Origin of the sequence: Streptomyces boninensis (assembly GCF_048572725.1) — a bacterium.
GTDB classification, from domain to species: Bacteria; Actinomycetota; Actinomycetes; order Streptomycetales; family Streptomycetaceae; genus Streptomyces; species Streptomyces boninensis.
This window is the reverse complement of the sequence record NZ_CP183837.1, coordinates 829,238-850,248: the sequence shown is the minus strand read 5'-3', so window position 1 is coordinate 850,248 and position 21,011 is coordinate 829,238. Positions and strand designations below refer to the sequence as shown.

Annotated in this window: 20 protein-coding genes, 1 pseudogene and 1 riboswitch; of the genes and pseudogenes, 14 read left to right on the top strand and 7 right to left on the bottom strand. The window is 71.7% G+C overall.

The features are described 5' to 3' along the window. The first annotated feature begins 48 nt into the window (after nt 1–48). From ACNNMR_RS03860 to ACNNMR_RS03825, 8 genes are all read left to right on the top strand, one after another. Nucleotides 49–966 (top strand): DUF881 domain-containing protein, encoded by a 918-nt coding sequence (locus tag ACNNMR_RS03860; RefSeq protein WP_419993072.1) that lies wholly within the window; start codon nt 49–51, stop codon nt 964–966. After that, entirely contained in the window at nt 963–1,295 is a 333-nt protein-coding gene (locus tag ACNNMR_RS03855) for a DUF1290 domain-containing protein (protein WP_165231216.1), read from the top strand. Before ACNNMR_RS03860 ends, ACNNMR_RS03855 begins: the two co-directional genes overlap by 4 nt. A gap of 5 nt (nt 1,296–1,300) precedes the next feature. Next, on the top strand, nt 1,301–2,131 hold the full coding sequence (locus ACNNMR_RS03850) for a DUF881 domain-containing protein (protein WP_419993071.1): 831 nt from the start codon (nt 1,301–1,303) through the stop codon (nt 2,129–2,131). 137 nt (nt 2,132–2,268) lie between these two features. After that, complete coding sequence (locus ACNNMR_RS03845) at nt 2,269–3,135, top strand: FHA domain-containing protein (protein WP_420000252.1); 867 nt, start codon at nt 2,269–2,271, stop codon at nt 3,133–3,135. A 32-nt stretch (nt 3,136–3,167) separates the two neighbouring features. Next, on the top strand, nt 3,168–3,935 hold the full coding sequence (locus ACNNMR_RS03840) for a MerR family transcriptional regulator (RefSeq protein ID WP_419993070.1): 768 nt from the start codon (nt 3,168–3,170) through the stop codon (nt 3,933–3,935). Between the two features lie 9 nt (nt 3,936–3,944). Further along, the gene (locus ACNNMR_RS03835; protein ID WP_165231228.1) at nt 3,945–4,418 is read left to right on the top strand and encodes a bifunctional nuclease domain-containing protein; all 474 of its coding nucleotides are present in this window, start codon (nt 3,945–3,947) and stop codon (nt 4,416–4,418) included. 130 nt (nt 4,419–4,548) lie between these two features. Beyond that, nucleotides 4,549–5,163: a MerR family transcriptional regulator gene (locus ACNNMR_RS03830; protein ID WP_419993069.1), complete on the top strand. Its 615-nt coding sequence runs from the start codon at nt 4,549–4,551 to the stop codon at nt 5,161–5,163. A 51-nt stretch (nt 5,164–5,214) separates the two neighbouring features. Then, nucleotides 5,215–6,549, top strand: a complete 1,335-nt coding sequence (locus ACNNMR_RS03825; RefSeq protein WP_419993068.1) for a DNA polymerase IV — start codon at nt 5,215–5,217, stop codon at nt 6,547–6,549. Between the two features lie 86 nt (nt 6,550–6,635). Here ACNNMR_RS03825 and ACNNMR_RS03820 read toward each other — a convergent pair whose 3' ends face one another. Beyond that, a complete protein-coding gene (locus tag ACNNMR_RS03820) occupies nt 6,636–7,013 on the bottom strand; it encodes a PRC-barrel domain-containing protein (protein WP_419993067.1) in 378 nt (125 codons plus the stop codon). A 117-nt stretch (nt 7,014–7,130) separates the two neighbouring features. Then, nucleotides 7,131–7,232, top strand: a riboswitch (glycine riboswitch). 169 nt (nt 7,233–7,401) lie between these two features. Here ACNNMR_RS03820 and gcvP point away from each other — a divergent pair. Further along, nucleotides 7,402–10,287 carry an aminomethyl-transferring glycine dehydrogenase gene (gene gcvP / locus ACNNMR_RS03815; protein WP_419993066.1) on the top strand — a complete coding sequence of 962 codons (2,886 nt, stop codon included), beginning with the start codon at nt 7,402–7,404 and terminating at the stop codon, nt 10,285–10,287. A gap of 29 nt (nt 10,288–10,316) precedes the next feature. On the opposite strand, the gene ACNNMR_RS03810 is transcribed toward gcvP, so the two are convergent. After that, a complete protein-coding gene (locus tag ACNNMR_RS03810; RefSeq protein ID WP_419993065.1) occupies nt 10,317–10,523 on the bottom strand; it encodes a DUF5999 family protein in 207 nt (68 codons plus the stop codon). A 233-nt stretch (nt 10,524–10,756) separates the two neighbouring features. Further along, entirely contained in the window at nt 10,757–11,347 is a 591-nt protein-coding gene (locus tag ACNNMR_RS03805; protein ID WP_419993064.1) for a hypothetical protein, read from the bottom strand. Nucleotides 11,348–11,828: 481 nt separating this feature from the next. Between ACNNMR_RS03805 and ACNNMR_RS03800 the strand changes: the two genes are divergently transcribed. Further along, on the top strand, nt 11,829–13,319 hold the full coding sequence (locus ACNNMR_RS03800) for a glutamate--cysteine ligase (protein WP_419993063.1): 1,491 nt from the start codon (nt 11,829–11,831) through the stop codon (nt 13,317–13,319). 3 nt (nt 13,320–13,322) lie between these two features. Here the strand turns inward: ACNNMR_RS03800 and ACNNMR_RS03795 are convergent, their stop codons facing one another. Then, complete coding sequence (locus ACNNMR_RS03795; RefSeq protein ID WP_419993062.1) at nt 13,323–15,098, bottom strand: substrate-binding and VWA domain-containing protein; 1,776 nt, start codon at nt 15,096–15,098, stop codon at nt 13,323–13,325. A gap of 181 nt (nt 15,099–15,279) precedes the next feature. Between ACNNMR_RS03795 and ACNNMR_RS03790 the strand changes: the two genes are divergently transcribed. Then, nucleotides 15,280–16,044, top strand: coding sequence for a CPBP family intramembrane glutamic endopeptidase (locus tag ACNNMR_RS03790; RefSeq protein WP_419993061.1), 765 nt, complete (start codon nt 15,280–15,282; stop codon nt 16,042–16,044). On the opposite strand, the pseudogene ACNNMR_RS03785 reads toward ACNNMR_RS03790, so the two are convergent. After that, nucleotides 16,041–16,770, bottom strand: a pseudogene (locus ACNNMR_RS03785) (PhzF family phenazine biosynthesis protein). The gene ACNNMR_RS03790 and the pseudogene ACNNMR_RS03785 sit on opposite strands and share 4 nt — an antisense overlap. Nucleotides 16,771–16,883: 113 nt before the next feature. Between ACNNMR_RS03785 and ACNNMR_RS03780 the strand changes: the two are divergent. Then, nucleotides 16,884–17,474 carry a PadR family transcriptional regulator gene (locus ACNNMR_RS03780; protein WP_419993060.1) on the top strand — a complete coding sequence of 197 codons (591 nt, stop codon included), beginning with the start codon at nt 16,884–16,886 and terminating at the stop codon, nt 17,472–17,474. A 62-nt stretch (nt 17,475–17,536) separates the two neighbouring features. On the opposite strand, the gene ACNNMR_RS03775 is transcribed toward ACNNMR_RS03780, so the two are convergent. Beyond that, nucleotides 17,537–18,103, bottom strand: coding sequence for a DUF4232 domain-containing protein (locus ACNNMR_RS03775; protein ID WP_419993059.1), 567 nt, complete (start codon nt 18,101–18,103; stop codon nt 17,537–17,539). A gap of 127 nt (nt 18,104–18,230) precedes the next feature. Here ACNNMR_RS03775 and ACNNMR_RS03770 point away from each other — a divergent pair, with 127 nt between their 5' ends. Further along, nucleotides 18,231–19,223, top strand: a complete 993-nt coding sequence (locus tag ACNNMR_RS03770; RefSeq protein ID WP_419993058.1) for an EamA family transporter — start codon at nt 18,231–18,233, stop codon at nt 19,221–19,223. 171 nt (nt 19,224–19,394) lie between these two features. After that, nucleotides 19,395–20,372 carry a DMT family transporter gene (locus ACNNMR_RS03765; RefSeq protein WP_419993057.1) on the top strand — a complete coding sequence of 326 codons (978 nt, stop codon included), beginning with the start codon at nt 19,395–19,397 and terminating at the stop codon, nt 20,370–20,372. Here ACNNMR_RS03765 and ACNNMR_RS03760 read toward each other — a convergent pair. Then, a complete protein-coding gene (locus tag ACNNMR_RS03760; protein WP_419993056.1) occupies nt 20,361–21,011 on the bottom strand; it encodes an FMN-binding negative transcriptional regulator in 651 nt (216 codons plus the stop codon). The genes ACNNMR_RS03765 and ACNNMR_RS03760 overlap by 12 nt on opposite strands.

Sequence of the window (21,011 nt, the reverse complement as noted above, 5' to 3'; positions counted from 1 at the left end):
CGGGGGCTGGTTCGGCCGCGTGCCCTGTGGCGTGCAACGATGTCCCGCATGCCTCAGCAGCGACCCGCCCGCGACGGTGCGTCCAGGCGCGCCCGCCCGGACGCCTCCATGTCGCTGCTCACCAATGTCGTGGAGCACAGCCTCGACGACGGGTACGCGGAGGCCACCACCCGCCGCCGTAAGCAGGAAGCCTCCGGCGGGCGGCTGCCCAGCCCGCTGCGCGCCCGCCTGGGACTGGCCGCCGGCCTCGTCCTCGCCGGGATCGTCGTCACCGTCGGCGCCGCCGAGGCGCGCGTCTCCGCGCCGGTGGTGGCCAAGGAGCGGCAGGAGCTCATCGACCGTATCGAGACGGAGACGTCCGAGGCCGACCGGCTGCACGACGACGTCGAGAAGCTCGGCGACGACGTGGAGGCCAGCCGCGCGAAGGCCCTGCGCAGCGACGGCGGCGGCCGCGCCGGCGTCGCGGGCCTCCTCGCCGGCTCCACGCCGGTCACCGGCCCGGGCGTCAAGCTCGTCGTGGACGACGCCAAGGACGCCGGCGGCGACGAGGGCGGCGGCCCGCGCGAGACCGACGGCTTCTCCGATACGGGCCGGGTCCGCGACCGCGACATCCAGCGCGTCGTCAACGGCCTCTGGGAGGCAGGCGCCGAGGCCGTGGCGGTCAACGGCCAGCGGCTCACCGCCCTGTCCGCCATCCGCGCCGCGGGCGACGCCATCCTGGTCGACAACAAGCCCCTGGCGCCCCCGTACACGCTGCTGGCGGTCGGCGAGGGCGCCGAGCTCTCCGACGACTTCCAGAACTCGGCGGACGGCCAGTACCTCTACGCGCTCCAGGAGAACTACGGCGTCAGAACCAGCATTTCGGCGCAGGAAGAGGTCAGGCTGCCGGCAGCGCAGGGCCTGACCGTACGCAACGCACAACCGGCCGAGCGGCCGGCGGAACACCAGGGGAAGGGCACGTCGTGATCGCGGTACTGGGGCTCATCGTTGGGGTGGTGGTCGGACTGATCGTCCGCCCCGTGGTGCCGACGGTGGTCGAGCCCTATCTCCCCATCGCCGTCGTCGCGGCGCTCGACGCCGTCTTCGGCGGCCTGCGCGCAATGCTCGACGGCATCTTCGACGACAAGGTCTTCGTCGTATCGTTTCTGTCGAACGTCGTAGTCGCCGCGCTGATCGTCTTCCTCGGCGACAAGCTGGGCGTCGGCGCCCAGCTGTCCACCGGTGTGGTCGTCGTCCTCGGCATCCGCATCTTCTCCAACGCCGCCGCCATCCGCCGCCACGTCTTCCGGGCCTGAGCACCATGACAGCGAACGACACCACAGAACCCGAGCCGCGCGGGGACGCGAAGCCGGACCCGCTGCCCGAGCAGCGCCCGGCCGAGCCGCCCGAGCAGAGCACGCCCGAGCCGCCCCCCGAGGCCGGCCGACGCCGCCTCAAGGCCGCCCTCTGGCCCCCGCGCGCCAGCCGCGGCCAGATCATCGTCGCCGTGCTGCTCTTCGTCCTCGGCCTCGGCCTCGCCATCCAGGTCCGCTCCACCAGCGAGTCCTCCGCCCTGCGCGGCGCCCGCCAGGAGGACCTCGTACGCATCCTCGACGAGCTCGACGACCGCAAGCAGCGGCTGCAGGACGAGAAGTCCAAGCTGCAGGAGCAGCGCCGCGACCTGAAGTCCAGCTCGGACCAGGAGGAGGAGGCCCGCAAGCAGACCGAGGCCAGGGAGCGCCAGCTCGGCATCCTGGCCGGCACGGTCGCCGCCTCCGGGCCCGGCGTCAAGGTCACCGTGAATGACCCGGCCGGCGCCGTGAAGCCCGACCTGCTCCTCGACGCGGTCCAGGAGCTCCGCGCCGCGGGCGCCGAGGCCATCCAGGTGAACGGCGTGCGGATCGTGGCGGACAGCTTCTTCTCCGGCACCGCGGACAAGGTCTCCGCCGACGGCAAGCGCCTAAAGCAGCCGTACGTCTTCAGCGCCATCGGCCGCCCCGAGGACCTGGAACCCGCGCTGAAGATCCCGGGCGGGGTGGTGCAGACGATCGAGAAGGAGCAGGCTACGGTCGATGTCCAGGCGCCCGACAAGGTCGTCGTGGACGCCTTGCGAGCGGCAAAGCGGCCTGACTACGCTCGGTCGTCGTCGTAGGCTGTGACACCTTCATTACGCGCGGTACAGGGGGTCGGCGCAGCGTCTGGTGATGCGTAGTGGAAACTGTGGGGCGGTAGTGAACGTTGAGTGTCCGTAGACGCAGTTTGCACCGCCGGTGTGTTCATAGATAGTCCCTGCCCCACGGGCGGGTCTGTTTCGGTCAAGGGGAATCGCCCGTGAGTTTTTTTTCGAAGTTGTTCGGAAGGGGCCAGAACGCGCAGGGCGCGGGACGGCACCGCGCCGCGCAGGGCGCTCCGGACGAGTCCGGTGAGCGTCCGCTCTTCCGGGACCAGGTCGGTTCCGGGGCGAACGACATTTCGGGTGGTCAGGGCGCGTCTTCTGTTGACCCTGCGGGGTCGGGCCGCATAGGTTTCGAGGAACCATCAACCTCAAGTACGGGTGGAGGGTTTGCCTCCGGTCCGTATGCGACCAACGGGGCTGCGGCACAGCCGCAGCAGGAGGCTGAGTCCATGGCCTTGCCGGTTTGCTCCAGGTGCGGGCACACGAACGCCGAGGCGAGCAGGTTCTGCTCCAACTGCGGTGCCCCGCTCAAGGGTGCACCCGAGCGACCCTCGGAGACCACGTCCACGATCTCCATCTCCGGCATCGAGGCCTACGAGGCCGAGGTCGCCTCCCAGCAGCAGGGCACGCCGCCGCTCTCCCCGGAGGCGCAGGCCGCGGTCGACGCGCTGCCCCTGGGCTCCGCGCTCCTGGTCGTGCGCCGGGGGCCGAACTCCGGCGCCCGCTTCCTGCTGGACGGCGATCTGACCACCGCGGGCCGCCACCCGCAGAGCGACATCTTCCTGGACGACGTGACGGTCTCCCGCCGCCATGTCGAGTTCACCCGGGGCCAGGACGGCGGCTTCTCCGTGGCCGACGTCGGCAGCCTCAACGGCACCTACGTCAACCGCGAGCGGATCGATTCAGCAGTGCTCGCCAACGGTGACGAGGTCCAGATCGGCAAGTTCCGGCTGGTCTTCTACGCCAGCCGGATGGGGTGACCTTCGAAGGGGCGGGCGGCACAGGAATCGCGATGCGCAACACCGCTGCTGACATGATGTCCATCGGGGCGGTCCTCGCGGAGCTGCGCGAGGAGTTCCCCGAGGTCACCATCTCCAAGATCCGTTTCCTGGAGGCGGAGGGGCTGGTGGAGCCGCAGCGCACGCCGAGCGGCTACCGCAAGTTCACCCGCGCCGACGTGGACCGGCTGGCGCAGGTGCTGCGCATGCAGCGCGACCAGTACCTGCCGCTGAAGGTCATCCGCGAGCAGCTGGACGCCCAGGACCGCGGCGAGGCCCCCCGGCTGCCGGGCCCTGCCGTCCCGTACGCGGAGGAGCTGCCCGCGGGCCTCCCGGCGGACGCGGATCCCGACGGCCCGGTCACGCTCGACCGCGCCGGCCTCCTGGAGGCCTCCGAGGTCAGCCCCGACGAGCTGGCGGACTGGGAGTCGTACGGGCTGATCACGCCGGACGCCGGCGGCCGCTACGCCCCGGCCGCCGCCCTCGTCGCGCGGCTCCTGTCCGACCTGGGCCGCTTCGGCTTCGAGCCGCGTCACCTGCGTGGCGTCAAGGCGGCGGCGGACCGCGAGGCGGGACTGATCGAGGCGGTCGTCGCCCCCCTCAAGGTGCACCGCAATCCGCGCACCCGCGCCCGCGCCGAGAACACCGCGCACGAGCTGGTATCGCTGGCCTCCCGGCTGCACGAGGCGCTGGTCCGGGCGGCGCTCGGGACCGACGGCGTACCCGCGGGAAACCGCCCCGGATACCGGCCCGACTACCCAAACCGGCCGGGCACGGCCTAGGGTTGCTGTGTGAACGAGCTCGACGTTGTGGGTGTCCGGGTCGAAATGCCCTCGAACCAGCCGATCGTGCTCCTGCGTGAAGTGGGAGGCGACCGCTACCTCCCCATCTGGATCGGCCCCGGGGAGGCGACCGCGATCGCCTTCGCCCAGCAGGGCATGACCCCCGCACGCCCACTCACCCACGACCTGTTCAAGGACGTCCTCGACGCGGTCGGACAGCGCCTTACGGAAGTGCGCATCACCGACCTGAGAGAGGGCGTGTTCTACGCCGAGCTCGTCTTCTCCGGTGGCGCCGAGGTCAGCGCGCGCCCCTCGGACGCCATAGCGCTCGCCCTGCGCACCGGCACGCCCATCTACGGCAGTGACGGCGTGCTGGACGACGCGGGGATCGCCATCCCGGACGAGCAGGAGGACGAGGTGGAGAAGTTCCGCGAGTTCCTCGACCAGATCTCCCCCGAGGACTTCGGGACGAACCAGCAGTAGTGCCCGGCGCGCGCCTGAGCGAAACCACTCGTAGGGTGATTATCACTCGGCGTGCCGAGTGTGGCGTTCGTTGACGCACCCCGAGTGACTGCCTACCGTCATGTAGGCAGGTCAGGGAGCGGAGGTCGGCGTGGCAATCACCGGCGACGAGATGGCGGCGGGGGCGGGCGGTCCCGTTCCGCTACCCATTCGCCCCGGGCAGGGGCCCTCACCGGACGCGACCGCGGGGGCACAGCCTCAGCGCGCGTCCCGGGAGACCGTGGGCTACCGCGGGCCGACGGCCTGCGCGGCCGCGGGCATCACCTACCGGCAGCTCGACTACTGGGCGCGTACGGGGCTCGTGGAGCCCAGCGTGCGGCCCGCGTACGGCTCCGGCACCCAGCGGCTCTACGGCGCCCGCGACATCGTGGTGCTCAAGATCGTAAAGCGGCTGCTGGACACCGGCGTCTCGCTGCAGTCCATCCGCACCGCCGTCGCGCAGCTGCGGGCCGGCGACGCGGAGCGGCTGAAGCAGATGACCCTCATCTGCGACGGCGCCACCGTCTACGAGTGCGCCTCGCCCGATGAGGTGGTGGAGCTGCTGCAGGCCGGGCAGGGCATCTTCGGCATCTCGGTCGGCGCGGTGACCCGCGACGTCGGGGCGGCGCTGAAGGAGCTGCACGCCGAGCGGGTGGACACCGGCGAGACGCTGCTGGGCGACAATCCCTCCGACGAGCTGGCCAGGCGGCGGCGCACGGCGGGCTGATCGCCTGCTCGCGACCCCGATTGTCAGTGGCGTAAGGCAGCATTACGGAGTGTGAAGGCCGCACCCACGATCCTGCATCTGGACATGGACGCGTTCTTTGCTGCCGTGGAGCAGGCCGCGAAGCCCAGCCTGCGCGGCAAGCCGGTGGTGGTCGGCGGCCTGGGCGGGCGCGGCGTGGTCTCCACCGCGTCGTACGAGGCCAGGAAGTTCGGCGTGCACTCCGCGATGCCGATGGCGCAGGCCCGCCGGCTGGCGCCCAATGCCGCGTATCTGGTGCCCCGCTTCGCGGCGTACCACCGGGTGAGCAAGCAGGTCATGGGGCTGCTCGGCGAGCTGTCGCCGCTGGTGGAGCCGCTGTCCTCGGACGAGGCCTTCGTGGACCTGGAGGCGGGCGGCAGCGCCTGGGACGCCCGCACCGCCCGCGAGGTGGGGGAGCGGCTGCGCGCCGACATCCGGCGGGTGACGGGCCTGACCGGCTCGGTGGGCCTGGCGGGGTCGAAGATGCTCGCGAAGGTCGCCTCCGAGATGGCGAAGCCGGACGGCCTGGTGATGGTGCTGCCGGGCACCGAGCGGGAGCTGCTGGGCCCGATGTCGGTCCGTACGCTCCCGGGCATCGGCCCGGCCACCGCGGACGCGCTGCGCCGGGCCGGGATCACGACGGTGGAGCACATCGTCGAGGCCGGGGAGGACGAGCTGGTCCGGCTGCTGGGCAATGCGCATGGGCACGGGGTGTACGCGATGTCGCTGGGCCGCGACGACCGCCCGGTGGTCGCGGAGCGGGACGCGAAGTCGGTCTCGGTGGAGGACACCTTCGACACGGACCTGACCGACCGGCTGCGGGTGCGGCTGGAGGTGGCCAGGCTCGCGGACCGCTGCGTGGAGCGCCTGCGCAAGGCCGGGCGCTCGGGCCGTACGGTCGTGCTGAAGGTCCGCCGCTATGACTTCTCCACCCTGACCCGCTCGGAGACGCTCAGGGGGCCCACGGACGACCCTGTGGTGGTCAAGGAGGCGGCGGAGCGGCTGCTTGAGGGCGTGGACACCACCGCGGGCGTGCGGCTGCTCGGGGTGGGGGTGAGCGGGCTGGCCGACTTCACGCAGGAGGACCTGTTCGCCCAGTTCGCCGAGGAGCACCCGGAGCCGGTCGCCGAGGAGGAGCCGGAGCAGCTGGCCGCCGCCGAGGAGCCGGCCCCCGAGCCCGTACGCCGCTGGCTTCCCGGCCTCGACGTGCACCACCCGGAGTACGGCCCCGGCTGGGTCCAGGGCAGCGGTGTGGGCCGGGTGACGGTGCGCTTCGAGCGCCCCGACAGCGCGCCGGGGCGAATCCGCACCTTCGCGGCGGACGACCCGGAGCTGACGATGTCGGAGCCGCTGCCGCTGGTGGGATAGCGGACTCTGGCCACGCGGCCGTCCTGGTCCGCGCTGCGCGCGGATATCGCGCCTGCGGCGCTCGTCCTCAAACGCCGGACGGGCTGTTACGCGTCCCCGTTCGCCAGGCTGCCGAAGTTCCGGTCCGTGCCCCGCGTCCGCGGGTCCACCGTCGGCAGCGCGAGGCCGTAGTGGTGGTAGAGCTGCAGCTCCTGCTCGGGGGAGAGGTGGCGGCCCACGCCGAAGTCCGGGGCGTCCTTGATCAGGTCGCGCTCGAATGGCACCCGCAGTGCCTCGGAGACCACCTCGCTCGGCTCCAGCGGTACGAACACGTCCCGGTGGAAGAGCCCTGTCCGCACGGCGGCCCACTCCGGCCGCCCGGTCGCGTCGTCGAGGTAGACCTCGTCGACTGTGCCGATCTTGCCGCCACGGCTGTCGAAGGCCTTCCGGCCGATGAGGCTCCGCGGATCGATATCGGTCTGCACTTCGGTCCCTCCAACGCGATCGAAGCTGGTCGCCTGGAACTACCAAAAGCCAGAATGCGCGCTCCGGCCACTCGGGGGAAGCGACCGGGTCTGCGCTGATACGCTGGCCATGGCTGTTGACCCCGCGCGGGAGAGCCCCCGGACCCACCCCAGGGCCCGAGGCGCCGAAGGAGCAAATCCTCCCCGGAATCTCTCAGGCACCCGTACCGCACGGACGAGGTCACTCTGGAAAGCAGGGCGGGCCGAAAGGCCCTTCCTCACCGACGGTGCAAGCCTCCGTTTAGGCGCGGGGGCGAAGCTCTCAGGTAGCGATGACAGAGGGGGAGGCCGTCCGGGTACCCGCCCATGGTGCCCTCATAGGTCCACGCGACCAGGAGGCCTTCACACGATGACCGCCAAGCGCACCCCACTCGCCGACCTCGAGCGCGGCACGCCCTTCGAGCAGCGCCACATCGGCCCTGACGCCGCCGCCCAGGCGAAGATGCTCGCCCAGGTCGGCTATGGATCGCTGGCCGAGCTCACCGCCGCCGCCGTGCCCGAGGTGATCAAGGGCGCCGAGCACCTCGCCCTCCCCGACGCCCGCACCGAGGCCGAGGTGCTGGCCGAACTGCGCACGCTGGCCGACCGGAACGAGGTCCTCACCTCGATGATCGGCCTCGGCTACCACGGCACCCACACCCCGCCGGTCATCCTCCGCAACGTGATGGAGAACCCGGCCTGGTACACGGCGTACACCCCGTACCAGCCGGAGATCTCCCAGGGCCGCCTGGAGGCCCTGCTGAACTTCCAGACCGTCGTCGCCGACCTCACCGGGCTGCCCACCGCGGGCGCCTCCCTCCTGGACGAAGGCACCGCCGCCGCCGAGGCGATGGCGCTCTCCCGCCGGGTCGGCAAGGTCAAGGACGGCGTCTTCCTCGTCGACGCCGAAACGCTTCCGCAGACGGTCGCCGTCATAGCGACCCGCGCCGAGCCGACCGGCGTCGAGGTCGTCGTCGCCGACCTGAGCGCGGGCATCCCGGCCGAGTTCGCCGAGCGCGGCGTCTTCGGCGTGCTGCTGCAGTACCCGGGCGCTTCCGGTGCCGTACGGGACCTGAAGCCCGTCATCGACCAGGCGCACGAGCTCGGCGCGGTCGTCACCGTCGCCGCCGACCTCCTGGCGCTCACGCTCCTCACCGCCCCCGGCGAGCTGGGCGCCGACATCGCGGTCGGCACCACACAGCGCTTCGGCGTCCCGATGGGCTTCGGCGGGCCGCACGCCGGATACATGTCGGTGCGCGACAAGTTCGCCCGCAGCCTCCCCGGCCGGCTCGTCGGCGTGTCCAAGGACACCGACGGCCAGCAGGCGTACCGCCTCGCGCTGCAGACCCGCGAGCAGCACATCCGCCGCGAGAAGGCCACCAGCAACATCTGCACCGCGCAGGTGCTCCTCGCCGTGATGGCGGGCATGTACGCGGTCTACCACGGCCCCGACGGCCTGGCCGCCATCGCCCGCCGCACCCACCGCCTCGCCGCGGTCCTCGCGGCGGGCCTGCGCGCCGGCGGCGTGGAGCTCACCGGCGACGCCTTCTTCGACACCGTTACGGCCAGGACCCCCGGCCGCGCCGCGGACGTCGTCGCCAAGGCCCGCAAGGCGGGCATCAACCTCCGCCTCACCGACGCCGATCACGTCGGCATCACCTGCGACGAGACCACCACCCGCGAGCACCTCGCCGCCGTCTGGGCCGCGTTCGGTGTCGAGGGCGACGTGGACGCGCTGGACGCCGCCACCGACGACGCGCTCCCGGGCGCCCTCGTCCGTACGAGCGAATACCTCACCCACCCGGTCTTCCACGCGCACCGCTCCGAGACGGCCATGCTGCGCTACCTGCGCGGCCTCGCCGACAAGGACTACGCGCTCGACCGCGGCATGATCCCACTCGGCTCCTGCACGATGAAGCTCAACGCCACCACCGAGATGGAGGCGGTGACCTGGCCCGAGTTCGGCGCCCTGCACCCCTTTGCCCCCGCCGACCAGGCCGCCGGCTACCTCGACCTGATCCACCAGCTCGAGGACCAGCTCGCCGAGGTCACGGGCTACGCCAAGGTCTCCCTGCAGCCCAACGCCGGCTCCCAGGGCGAGCTCGCGGGCCTGCTCGCCATCCGCGCGTACCACCGCGCCAATGGCGACACCGGCCGCAACATCTGCCTCATCCCCGCCTCGGCGCACGGCACCAACGCCGCCAGCGCCGTCATGGCGGGCATGAAGGTCGTCGTGGTGAAGACCGCCGAGTCCGGCGACGTGGACGTCGAGGACCTGCACGCCAAGATCGAGCAGCACGGCGACCAGCTCGCCGTCCTCATGGTCACCTACCCGTCCACGCACGGCGTGTTCGAGGAGCAGATCACCGAGGTCTGCGCGGCCGTGCACGACGCGGGCGGCCAGGTCTACGTCGACGGCGCGAACCTCAACGCCCTCGTCGGCCTCGCCAAGCCGGGCAAGTTCGGCTCCGACGTCTCGCACCTGAACCTGCACAAGACCTTCTGCATCCCGCACGGCGGCGGCGGCCCCGGCGTCGGCCCGATCGGCGTCCGCGAGCACCTCGCCCCATACCTGCCGAACCACCCGATGCAGCCCTCCGCGGGTCCTGAGACCGGCGTCGGCCCCATCTCAGCGGCTCCCTGGGGCTCCGCGGGCATCCTGCCCATCTCCTGGGCGTACGTGCGGCTGATGGGCGCTCAGGGCCTGCGGCGCGCCTCGCAGGTGGCGGTGCTGGGTGCCAACTACATCGCCAAGCGCCTCGAACACCACTACCCGGTGCTCTACACGGGCCCCGGCGGCCTGGTGGCGCACGAGTGCATCATCGACGTACGGCCGCTGACGAAGGCGACCGGCGTGTCCATCGACGACGTGGCCAAGCGGCTGATCGACTACGGCTTCCACGCGCCGACGATGTCGTTCCCGGTGGCCGGGACGCTGATGATCGAGCCGACGGAGAGCGAGGACCTGCACGAGCTGGACCGCTTCTGCGAGGCGATGATCGCGATCCGTGCGGAGATCGACAAGGTCGGCTCCGGCGAGTGGGACGCGGCGGACAACCCGCTGCGGAACGCCCCGCACACGGCGGGGCGGCTGGCGGGCAAGTGGGACCACCCGTACACCCGGGAGGAGGCGGTCTTCCCGGCGGGCGTGGCCGCCGACGGCAAGTACTGGCCGCCGGTCAGCCGTATCGACGGTGCCTACGGGGACCGCAACCTCGTCTGCTCCTGCCCGCCGCTGGACGAGTACGAGGACTGAGGTCCCGCACCGGCCGGTTCACCGGCCGCTCACGCCGCCGTGATCACACTTCCGGCGCCGAGCGGCCGGTGCGGCGCGATGACGGAGCCGTCGGGCAGCAGTTCGCCGGTGTCCTCGAAGAGAAGAACGCCGTTGCACAGCAGGCTCCAGCCCTGCTCGGGGTGGTGCGCGATGGGATGCGCGGCCTCCCGGTCGGCAGAGTCCGCGGATGGGCACTTCGGCTTGTGCTGGCACATGGATAGGATCTTTCGCTGCGTCTCGTCTGTCGTGCGGCGCGATGACATCGTGGCCGCCCCCCGTTCCGGTCAGGTCGGACTCCAGTGTTGCCCTATGAGCGCCGATCCGCAGGGATTTTCCGGCAGCTCGTCTCGGAAGTTGGAGACGCATCACCCGTGCGGGCGGTTGCCTGCTATGGACGGTCCTGACGGGGGGCGGACGCAGTCGATACGGACTAGTTACCTCGTATCGTTCACACGGAAGTACGCAGCAGCCCGGCCGCGGCCGGGACCAGCCGGTTGGACACCAGCGGCATGAAGTCGGCCACCCGGTGCGGCCGGTGGGCGGCAAAGCCGCAGGGTGCGGGGGCAAGCGGAATCAGCAGATCCGCCGGATCGAGCCGTCCCGAGGCGCCGTCGTCGGTGGTGTCGGCGTGCAGCCAGAGCGTGAGCATATAGAGCCCCGGAACCGACAGCAGCCGGGGCTGCAGCGGGGCGGGCAGCGATTCCGCCTGCCGCAGGGCGCGTTCGGTGGAGGTGACGTACGGGCCCTCGAAAAAGTGTGAGAACGCCCAGCCGTCTGGTGTCAGCATCGCCTCCGCCGCGGCGATCATGCCGTCCTCGCCGTGGATCTGGAAGCGCCAGCCGCCGAGCCGGGTGGCGGGCGGGTGGCTGCCGTCGCCCGAGGTGTCAAGGATGTGCAGGGGCAGCGGGTGTTGAGGCGTGACGGGTCCCTGGTGGCTGCGCAGCGCGGGGGTGGCTTCGCGTACGGCGGTGGGGGATGCGAGTGCCGCGAGGATGGTGCGCAGGGCAGGCGCGGGAGCGGGGGTTGCAAGCAGCGGCATGGCGGATCGCCTCTCACTCGACAGATCTCGTGGCAGGGCGGGGGCGCGGACGGCGCTGTCAGCGTGCGGGGCCAGAGGGGATGTCCGCACCCTGGAGGGGGCCAACTCTCTGCCTCGTTCGCGAAGTTTATACGACGTTTGTTGACGCGTTGTTTCGTCTAGCCGCCGCGAGTTCGACCGGCAAGGCGGAAATGAGCCGGTCCGGCCTGGCTGTTTAAGCGATTACCGCTGATGGCGGGCGTGTGGCCTGGCATTTTGATCGCGCGCCGGACGGCCGAAAATAATCGGTGATTGTCACCAAGGAAGATCCGACTCCGCTCGCGGCCGCGCTATGCCAGGGGAATTTGCCAGCGCCGGGTGCCCCGTGGAATGTGCCGTACCGGCTGCCGCCAGCATAGTGCTCGCGCGACGCTCGCGGCGGCGTTATGGATCGGCTCGTCTGGGCATATTCCCTCCACCGCTACGCGAGGAGGGACACCCCATGGGGGAGAAGGTGGAGGCCGGCGGGTTCGGTCTCGCCGAGCGACGGCGCTACCGGCAGCGGTTGCGGGAGTGCCTGGACGGGCTGGAGCGGCTGCTGGAGGAGAAGCGTTTCGACCGTCCGCAGAACCTCATGGGGCTGGAGATCGAACTGAATCTCGTGGGCGACGACGGGATGCCGCTGATGCTGAACTCCGAGGTGCTGGAGCGCATCGCGAGCCCCGATTTCCAGACCGAGCTCGGACAGTTCAACCTGGAAGTCAATATCGCCCCGCACCGGCTCCACGGCCGCGTTCTGGATCAGCTGGCGGAGGAACTGCGGACCGGCCTCGGATATGCCGACCGCAAGGCCCAGGAAGTGGCCGCCCGTATCGTCATGACCGGCATTCTTCCCACCCTGACCGGCGAGGATCTGGTCCATGCGAACCTCACCGGGGCGGATCGCTATATCCAGCTCAACGAGCAGATCATGAGCGCCCGCGGCGAGGAGATATTCCTCGACATCAACGGCATCGAGCGGCTCGAGTACGCCTCATCATCGATAGCGCCGGAGGCCGCCTGCACCTCGGTGCAGCTGCACCTGCAGGTCACCCCCGCCCGCTTCGCCGACGTGTGGAACGCCGCGCAGTGCGCGGTCGCCGTGCAGGTGGCGCTGGGCGCCAACGCCCCGTTCGTGTTCGGCCGGGAGCTGCTGCGGGAGTCCCGGCCCGAGCTGTTCCTGCAGGCCACCGACACCCGCACGCCCGAGCTGCGGGCGCAGGGGGTGCGGCCGCGCACCTGGTTCGGGGAGCGGTGGATCACCGACCCGTACGACCTCTTCGAGGAGAATCTGCGCTACTTCCCGGCGCTGCTGCCGATCTGCGGCGAGCAGGACCCGCAGCGCGTCATCGACGAGGGCGGGGTGCCCGACCTGGACGAGCTGGTGCTGCACAACGGCACCGTCTACCGCTGGAACCGCCCCGTCTACGGCGTCGTCGGGGGAGTCCCGCACCTGCGCGTCGAGAACCGGGTGCTGCCCGCCGGCCCCACGGTCACCGACGTCATCGCCAACGCCGCCTTCTACTACGGCCTCGTCCGCACCCTCGCCGACGAGCAGCGCCCGGTCTGGGGCCGGCTCGCCTTCGACGACGCCGCCGCCAACTTCGACCGGGCCTGCCGCGACGGCATCGACGCCGAGCTGCTGTGGCCGAGCCGGCGGCGGCTCGGCGGGGTGGCGCGGGTGCCGGTGGTCCGGCTCGTACGGGACGAGCTGCTGCCGATGGCGGCCGCGGGCCTCGACGCGTGGGGCGTGGACGCCGCCGACCGGGACCGCTACCTCGGCGTCATCGAGGAGCGCTGCCGCCGCCGGATCAACGGCGCGTCGTGGCAGGCCGCGGCGTACCACCGGGAGCTGGACAGGGGCCTGGACCGCTGGGCGGCGCTGGCGGAGACGACCCGCCGCTACTGCGAGCTGACGCGCACCGAGGAGCCGGTGCACAGCTGGCCTGCGTAGGACTTACTCTTCTTCCTTCATCTTCGTGCCCGCGTCCATGACGGCCTTGAGGATGACCTGGTTGATGTCCGCCGGGTCGTCCACCTGGTACGAGCCGCCGCCCGCGGCGCGCGCGATGCGCTTGCACGCCTCGCCGTCCGCCTCCTGGCCGATGGCGATGATGATGGGGATCACGGGGCGCTGCGGATCGACGGCCTTCTTCAGTTCGGCCTTCAGGTCGGACTCGGAGATGGAGCCCGGGTCGTCGTTGGAGCCGTCGGTCAGCAGCACGACGGCGTTGAACTTGCCGCTCGCGTAGCTCTCCACCGCCTTCTTGTACGCGGCCAGCACGGTGTCGTGCAGCCCGGTGGCGCCGTTCGGGACCGGCTCCAGGCCGCCGTAGGCGGCGGTCAGCCGGTCGCGCTGGGTCTTGCCGCCCGAGGTGGCGTCGGCGAGGCGGCGCGGGGGTGCCACTTCCTCGTAGTCCTTGCTGCCGTCGAGGCGGGTGGAGAACCGCCACATCCCGACCTCGTCCTCGCCGGTGAACTGCGAAAGCCCCTGGATCAGCGCGGCCTTCGTGATGTCCATCCGGGTCTGGCCCGGGCGGCCCGTGACCGGCGCGGTCATCGAGGCGGACACGTCCACGACCGTGGTGAAGCGGGCGCTCTGGACCGTGATGGTCCACATGTTCAGCACCTGGCGGATGTTGCGGTACGGCGGCGGGCTGGCCGGGTCCTCGGCGATCGGCTGCGGCTCGGCGCCCCCAGCCGTCTTGGCGACCTGCTCGTCCTCGGCGCTGTCCGAAGTGCGGAAGCCGTGGTCGTGCAGGGACTCGCGGCTCTGCGCGTCGCCCATGAGGGTGAGAAAGCGGTTGGCGGCGCGGCTCTGCTCCGTGGTCTGGTGCTCGTCGTCGACGATCGTGTACGGGTAGTCGAGCGACGCGGTGCCGTCCTTGGGATAGAAGAGGTTGAGGCCCGGGGCCGAGCCCTTCTTCTTGTTGTGGTGGTAGGCCGCCTGTTCGGAGAGGATCAGCGCCTGATTGCGCTTGGGGTTGCCGACTTCGGCGGCGGTGGAGTCGTGCGGGAGGCTGGCGAGGACCTCCTCGTCGCCCGGCTGGATGCGCTGGGAGAGCTGCTTCGCGGTGCCGGAGGCGAGGGTGCCGCCGCCCTTGGTGCCGCCGGTCGACTTGGTGATGTACGTGAGCGCCAGCAGCCCCGTCGCGCTGCGCGCCGGGTCGGCGCTGCCCACCCGCAGCTCCTTGCTGCCGCCGGCGGTCTTGGCGAGGTCCTTCCAGGAGTACGTCTTCTGCGGGTAGCCCATGGCCTTGGCCGCCTGCGGCACCGCCGCCAGGGCGATCGGCGAGGACGCCACCTGGCCGACTGCGTCCACCTGCACGCCCTTCGGGGAGGCGCCGACGGTGTCCACCCACACGGTGGAGTCGGGCAGCCACACCTGCACGTCGGGGGTGGTGCCGCGGCTGAGCTCGTCGGCCGTATCGCTGGAGGCCTCCGACTTCACCCGCACGTCAAGGCACTTGCCCGCGGTCTTGACCTTGTCGTCGCGGGCCCGCTCGGCGGTCTGCTTCGCGACCGGGGCGAGGTCGGGGGAAGCGGCGACGTTGATACGGACCTTGTCGCCGTCGCAGCCGCCGCCGAAGAACGGCAGCATGCCGCTGCGCGCGGCCACCACCGTGCCCGCGGTGACCGCGAGTACGAGTGCCGTGGAGATCGCGATGGTGCGGCCGCCGACGCCGCGCCGCTGCACCGCCCCGGTGCCGTACTCGTCGAACTCGTCAGGCATGCTGTGACGTCCCATGCAATCCGTCCCCCGGGCCCTTTCCAGCCATGTTCCTCGTAACTCTTTTCGAGACCCTAGCGGTGGCGTGGTGCGTATGAGGAGGGGTTTCCGCAATCTTGCGACCGGGCGTCCGCATCGTGGACGAGATGTGAAGGCTGAGGCAGTGACGGGAGCGGAGACACAGGTGGAGCCTCGTGAGCGGCGGCTGTTCGGCTACGAGACGGTGTTGGTGCTGGCGTTGTCGCTGGGTGCCAGCGCGCTCTCGGCGCTCATCAGTTTCATCGGCTCGGTGACTAAACCCGGCGGTCTGAAGGACCAGGCGGCGAACCTCAACACGTCCGCCGCGCCCGGCCGGCCGTGGCTTGATCTGTCCTGGCAGCTCTTCGGCATCGCGACCGCGCTGGTGCCCGTGGCGCTGGTGGCGTACCTGCTGATCCGCGAGCGCGCCGGCGGCCTGCGGGCGGTCGGCTTCGACCTCACCCGGCCGCGCTTCGACCTGGGCTGGGGCGCGGCGATCGCGGCGGCGGTCGGCGGCAGCGGGCTGCTGCTGTACCTGGGCGCGCGGGCGACCGGCGCCAATCTGACGGTCGTGCCCGAGTCGCTGCCCGACGTGTGGTGGAAGATCCCGGTGCTGATCCTCTCCGCGGTGCAGAACTCCGTGGTCGAGGAGGTCATCGTCGTCGGCTACCTGCTGCGCCGCCTCGACCAGCTGGGCTGGACCCCGATGGCCGCCCTGGCGGCGAGCTCGCTGCTGCGCGGCTCGTACCACCTCTACCAGGGCATCGGCGGCTTCATCGGCAACGCGGTCATGGGCGTCCTCTTCGTCCTCCTCTACCGCCGCTGGGGCCGCGTCGGCCCCCTGGTAGCGGCACACGCGCTGATCGACATCGTCGCCTTCGTCGGCTACGCGCTGCTGGCCGGCAAGGTGAGCTGGCTGCCGACCGCCTAGGGACGGGCGAGCAGCTCCCCGTCGATCACGGTCACCGCGTGACCCGTCAGCTCCACGCGGTCGCCGGCCAGCCTGGTCCGTACGACCCCTGACCGCGCCGACGCCTGCAGCCCGACCAGCTCCTCGCGCCCCAGCCGCGCAGACCACAGCGGTGCGAGGGCGGTGTGTGCGCTGCCGGTGACGGGGTCCTCGTCGATGCCCTGAGCCGGGTCGAAGAGCCGGGAGACGAAGTCGTGGCCGGCGGCGGGGTCCTTGGCCGCGGCGGTGACGATGAGGCCGTACGGGGCGAGGCGGGCGACCGCGGCGAGGTCGGGGGTGATCGCGCGGACGGTGGCTTCGTCCCGTACTTCCAGAAGCATGTCGCGGATGGATCCCCGGCACTCGTAAGCCTGGACCACCTCGGCGCCGATCGCCTCGGCCGCCCCGGCGGGGGTGGGGATGGGAGCGGCCGGCGCGGCGGGGAAGTCCAGGGTGTACGCGCCGTCGTCGCGGGGGACCGCGGTCAGGATCCCGCTGCGGGTGTGGAAGCGCAGCGGGGTGGGTGGATCGATGGTGTGAGCCGTCAGACAGGCGGTGGGCGAAGCAGGTTTCCGACGCGCCGACCTCGGCCGCGACGTGCTGCATCCACGAGTCGGGCGGGAAGGCCTCCTCGTCTAGGAGCAACACCCCCGCCGGATTGCCGGTGAAGGGGTGGTCGGTGAAGGCGTCGACGAGACGTATGCGCATGTCAGGAGCTTATGGGGCGGGGTGCTTGCGTTCCGAACGTTACCGATATATCGTTGAGGCATCGCGAGTGATACGCGACAGATCAACAAACCCTTCAGTGATAGGAGAGAACCATGCGAGCTCATGGACACCGACACGGATATGGCAGCGAATTTCGACGCGAAGCGCGCGAGGCCTTTGGCCCCTTCGCGCCGCCCTTCGGGCCCTTCGGTGGGCCGGGATGGGGTGGTCGAGGCCGGGGTGGCCCGCGAGGGCGCGCCCGCAGGGGTGATGTCAGGGCGTCGATCCTGGCGCTGCTCAAGGACCGGCCCATGCACGGTTACGAGATGATCCAGGAGATCGCCGAGCGCAGCGGCGGCGCGTGGAAGCCGAGCCCCGGCTCGGTCTACCCGACGCTGCAGCTGCTCGAGGACGAGGGCCTGATCAGCAGCGCGACCGAGGGCGGCAAGAAGCTGTTCTCGCTGACCGACGCAGGTCGCACCGAGGCCGAGCAGGCCCCGGAGGCGCCCTGGGAGGCGGCTGGCCGCGGCGTCGACTGGGAGGCCATGCAGGAGATCGGCCAGGCCGGAATGGCCCTCGCCGAGGCGTTCCGCCAGGCCTACACCTCCGGCACACCGGAGCAGCGCGAGAAGGCGCTGACCGTCATCAACGACGCGCGCAAGAAGCTGTATCTGATCCTCGCCGAAGAGGACGAGGAAGCGTGACGAAGAAGCGTGACAAGACAGTACGGAGCCGGGGCGGGCGCTAACCGCCCCGGCTCTCGTCGTCAGTCCCGCGGCCCCCACCCCTCCTGCAGCGGCCAGGCATCGATCCGGCCGCAGTTGCACACCTCGCCCGCCACCCACGCGACCTTCAGCCGGTAGCGGCTGTCCGGCGGGATGACCTCCAGCTTCTCCGGGACCGGCGGGCAGCCGCCGTCCGCCGGATCGGCCTCGCCGGGGACCTGTGTCGTGTGCAGGCCGCTCCAGGCGCTGTCGCCCGGCGTCAGGGTGAGCTGTCGCGGCGTGCGGGTGCGGTCGCGGATCACCATCGTGTGCAGATTGCGGCCGTCGGCGTCGACGAGCTGCAGCCCCGGCCAGCCCTGCGTGCGGCAGCTGTGGCCGGAGGTGTTGGTGAGGACGAGTACGGTGTAGCGGTTGCCCGCGGCCGGGTTGAGCTGCCGGAGCGAGGCCGAGAGGTCGCGCGTGGCGCACCAGGGGGTGCCGTCGGTGCCGCCTGCCGCCACCTGACCCTGGCTGTCCATCCGGCTGTTGGCGGTCTGCGCGCATCCCGAGGCCAGTAACCCCGCGGCGGCCACTGCGGCGAGGGCGGCGCGGGTGCGGATCGGCTTCATGGTTCATCACCACCCAGACGTTGCTTTTCCGGATATCTGCCCCTTTCTGCGCGCAAGTACGTCGCCGAGTCCGCTGTCAGGTGCTACCGGCGTGACACTCCTGTCGGCCGGATGCCAGGATGTGCGCATGCAGACGGCACAGGGGAGGAGCGCCGGGCTGACGCTCGCGCTGGTTTCGGCTTTCGCGTTCGGCGGCTCAGGTGTGGCGGCGAAGCCGCTGATCGAGGCGGGGCTCGACCCGCTGCACGTCGTATGGATCCGGATCACCGGCGCCGCGCTGGTGCTGCTGCCGCTAGCCTGGCGCCACCGCGATCTCGTCCGCACCCGACCCGCGCTGCTCGCCGGCTTCGGCCTCCTCGCCGTCGCGGGCGTGCAGGCCTGCTACTTCGCCGCCATCTCCCGTATCCCGGTGGGTGTGGCGCTGCTGATCGAATACCTCGCCCCCGCGCTGGTGCTCGGCTGGGTGCGCTTCGTACAGCGCCGCCCGGTGACCCGGGCCGCCGCGGTCGGCGTGGTGCTCGCGGTCGCGGGGCTCGCCTGTGTCGTGGAGATCTGGTCCGGCCTGGGCTTCGACGCGATCGGGCTGACCCTCGCCCTGGGCGCGGCCTGCTGCCAGGTCGGCTACTTCGTCCTCTCCGACCACGGCAGCGACGGCAGCGACGCCCCCGACCCGATGGGCGTGATCGCGTACGGGCTGCTGGTCGGCGCCGCCGTCCTCACCGTCATCGCGCGGCCCTGGAACATGGACTTCGGGCTGCTTACCGGCGCCGCCGACATGGGCGGCACCGACACCCCCGCCTGGGCGCTCGCCGCCTGGATCGTGCTGGTGGCGACGGTGGTCGCGTACCTCACCGGCGTGGTCGCCGTGCGGCGGCTGTCGCCGCAGGTGGCCGGGGTGGTGGCCTGCCTGGAGGCGGTCATCGCGACTGTGCTCGCCTGGGTGCTGCTCGACGAGCACCTGACCGCGCCGCAGCTCATCGGCGGCGCCGTGGTGCTGGCGGGCGCCTTCATCGCCCAGTCGTCCGCCCCGAAGCCCGCCGCGGAGGAGCCGGTGGCCGGGGCGCGGGGCGAGGAAGCGGCCGACGGCGAGAAGTTGCCCCAGCCAACGACCGGCGCTTAAGGTCGGCCCCATGCCTCTCACGCTCGTTCTCCCGCCCCCCGCCGCGTAAGGCGGGCTGCACCAGGAAGCCGCGGGGCCTCCGTCCACCACTGACGCGCCGCCCCGTGCCGGTCGCTGCTGCCCGCAGACGGGACCAGCCGACCACTTCCCTTCCTTGCGCGGAGAACTCACGTGTCTGCCACACCCACCTCACCCCTGCCCGTAGCCCGCGGGCTCCTCTATCTGATCGTCGCCGGCGCCGCCTGGGGCACCTCGGGCGGCGCCGCGTCCCTGGTGTACGAGTCCAGCGACATCGGCCCCATCGCCCTGTCCTTCTACCGCTATCTCGGCGGCCTCGCCCTGCTCCTTGCCGTACGGGCCATGGGCTCGCGCCGGCGTCAGGAGCGCGCCGCTGTCGCGGCGGCGGTCGCCGAGCCGCGCCGCCGGCGGGTGCTGCGGCTGACCGTCACCGGTGTCGGCATGGCGCTGTTCTGGACGGCGTACTTCGGGGCGGTGGAGGCGACCGGACTCGCCGTCGGCACCGTCGTCACGCTCGGCGCCGGGCCCGTACTCATCGCGATCGGCGCCCGGCTGTTCCTGCGCGAGCACCTCGGCCGCGGCGGCCTCGCGGCCGTCGGCTGCGCCCTCGCCGGGCTCGCGGTGCTGGTCATCGGCGGCGACGCCACCACCGTGAAGCCGCTCGGCATCGCCCTCGCGCTGCTGTCGGCCTCGGGCTACGCCTCGATCACGCTGCTCACCCGCCGCATGGGCCGCGCGGGCGGCACCGACGCGCTGCAGACCACGCTCTGGGCCTTCGTCATCGGCGCCCTCGTCCTCGCCCCGCTCGCCGCGGCCGAGGGGCTGCTTCCGCACGCCGCCGACCTCGGGCGGGTGATCGTGCTGCTCGCGTACGTGTCGGCGGTGCCGACGGCGCTCGGCTACGCGCTGTACTTCGCGGGCGCCGCCGTGGTCCGCTCCACCACCGTCTCCGTGATCATGCTGATCGAGCCGGTCAGCGCCGCCGCCATCGCCGTGGGGCTGCTGGGGGAGCGGCTGACCGCGGCCACCCTCTCCGGCACGGTGCTGCTGCTGGCCGCGGTCACCGCCCTCGCCTTCGCCGAGGCCAGGACGGCCGCCGCGGCCAGGGGTTCGCTGCCGTCAGCGGTCTGACGGCGGCTCGTCCGCGAGCGAGCGCATGACGTGCTCCCGGGCGGCGGCATCCAGCGGCGCCCCGCGCTCCGCCAGCCGCCGCCCGATCCGCTCGCGGACCGGCTCGGGCTTGTTCGCGGCGTACTTGAACTTGGCCCGTACGCCCGTCACCTGGAGCCGGATGCCGCGGATCCCGGACAGCAGCCGGCCGTACGGGGATGCGCCGACCGCCACCGGCGCGTGATCCCCGGCCGGCTGGAAGTGCCCCATCTGCCGGCGCAGCAGCTCCGCCTTGCCCTCCGGGTCATCGATGACCTCGGCGGTGCAGCGGAGCTGCACGGCGGCGTAGAAGCTGGTGGGCACGCCGTGCTCCGGCGGGGCGTCGCCCTCGGCCTTCCACGGGCCCGGGATGTACGCGTAGTCGTCGACGACGCTGAGCAGCACCTCGGGGGCGGCCGCGAGGGCGTCGCCGAGAGGGTTGGGGCGCGCGATGTGGGTGACGATCTCGCCGCGCTCCGGCTCGTACGCGAAGTGCAGCGGCTGGACGAGCGGCGGCTCGCCGGGCGGGCCGTTCACCGCCAGCTGGCCGAAGTCGCGGGCGGCGAGCCACCGCTGCCACTCGGCGTCGTCGCGGGGTGTGTCCCAGGGGTGGATCAGCAC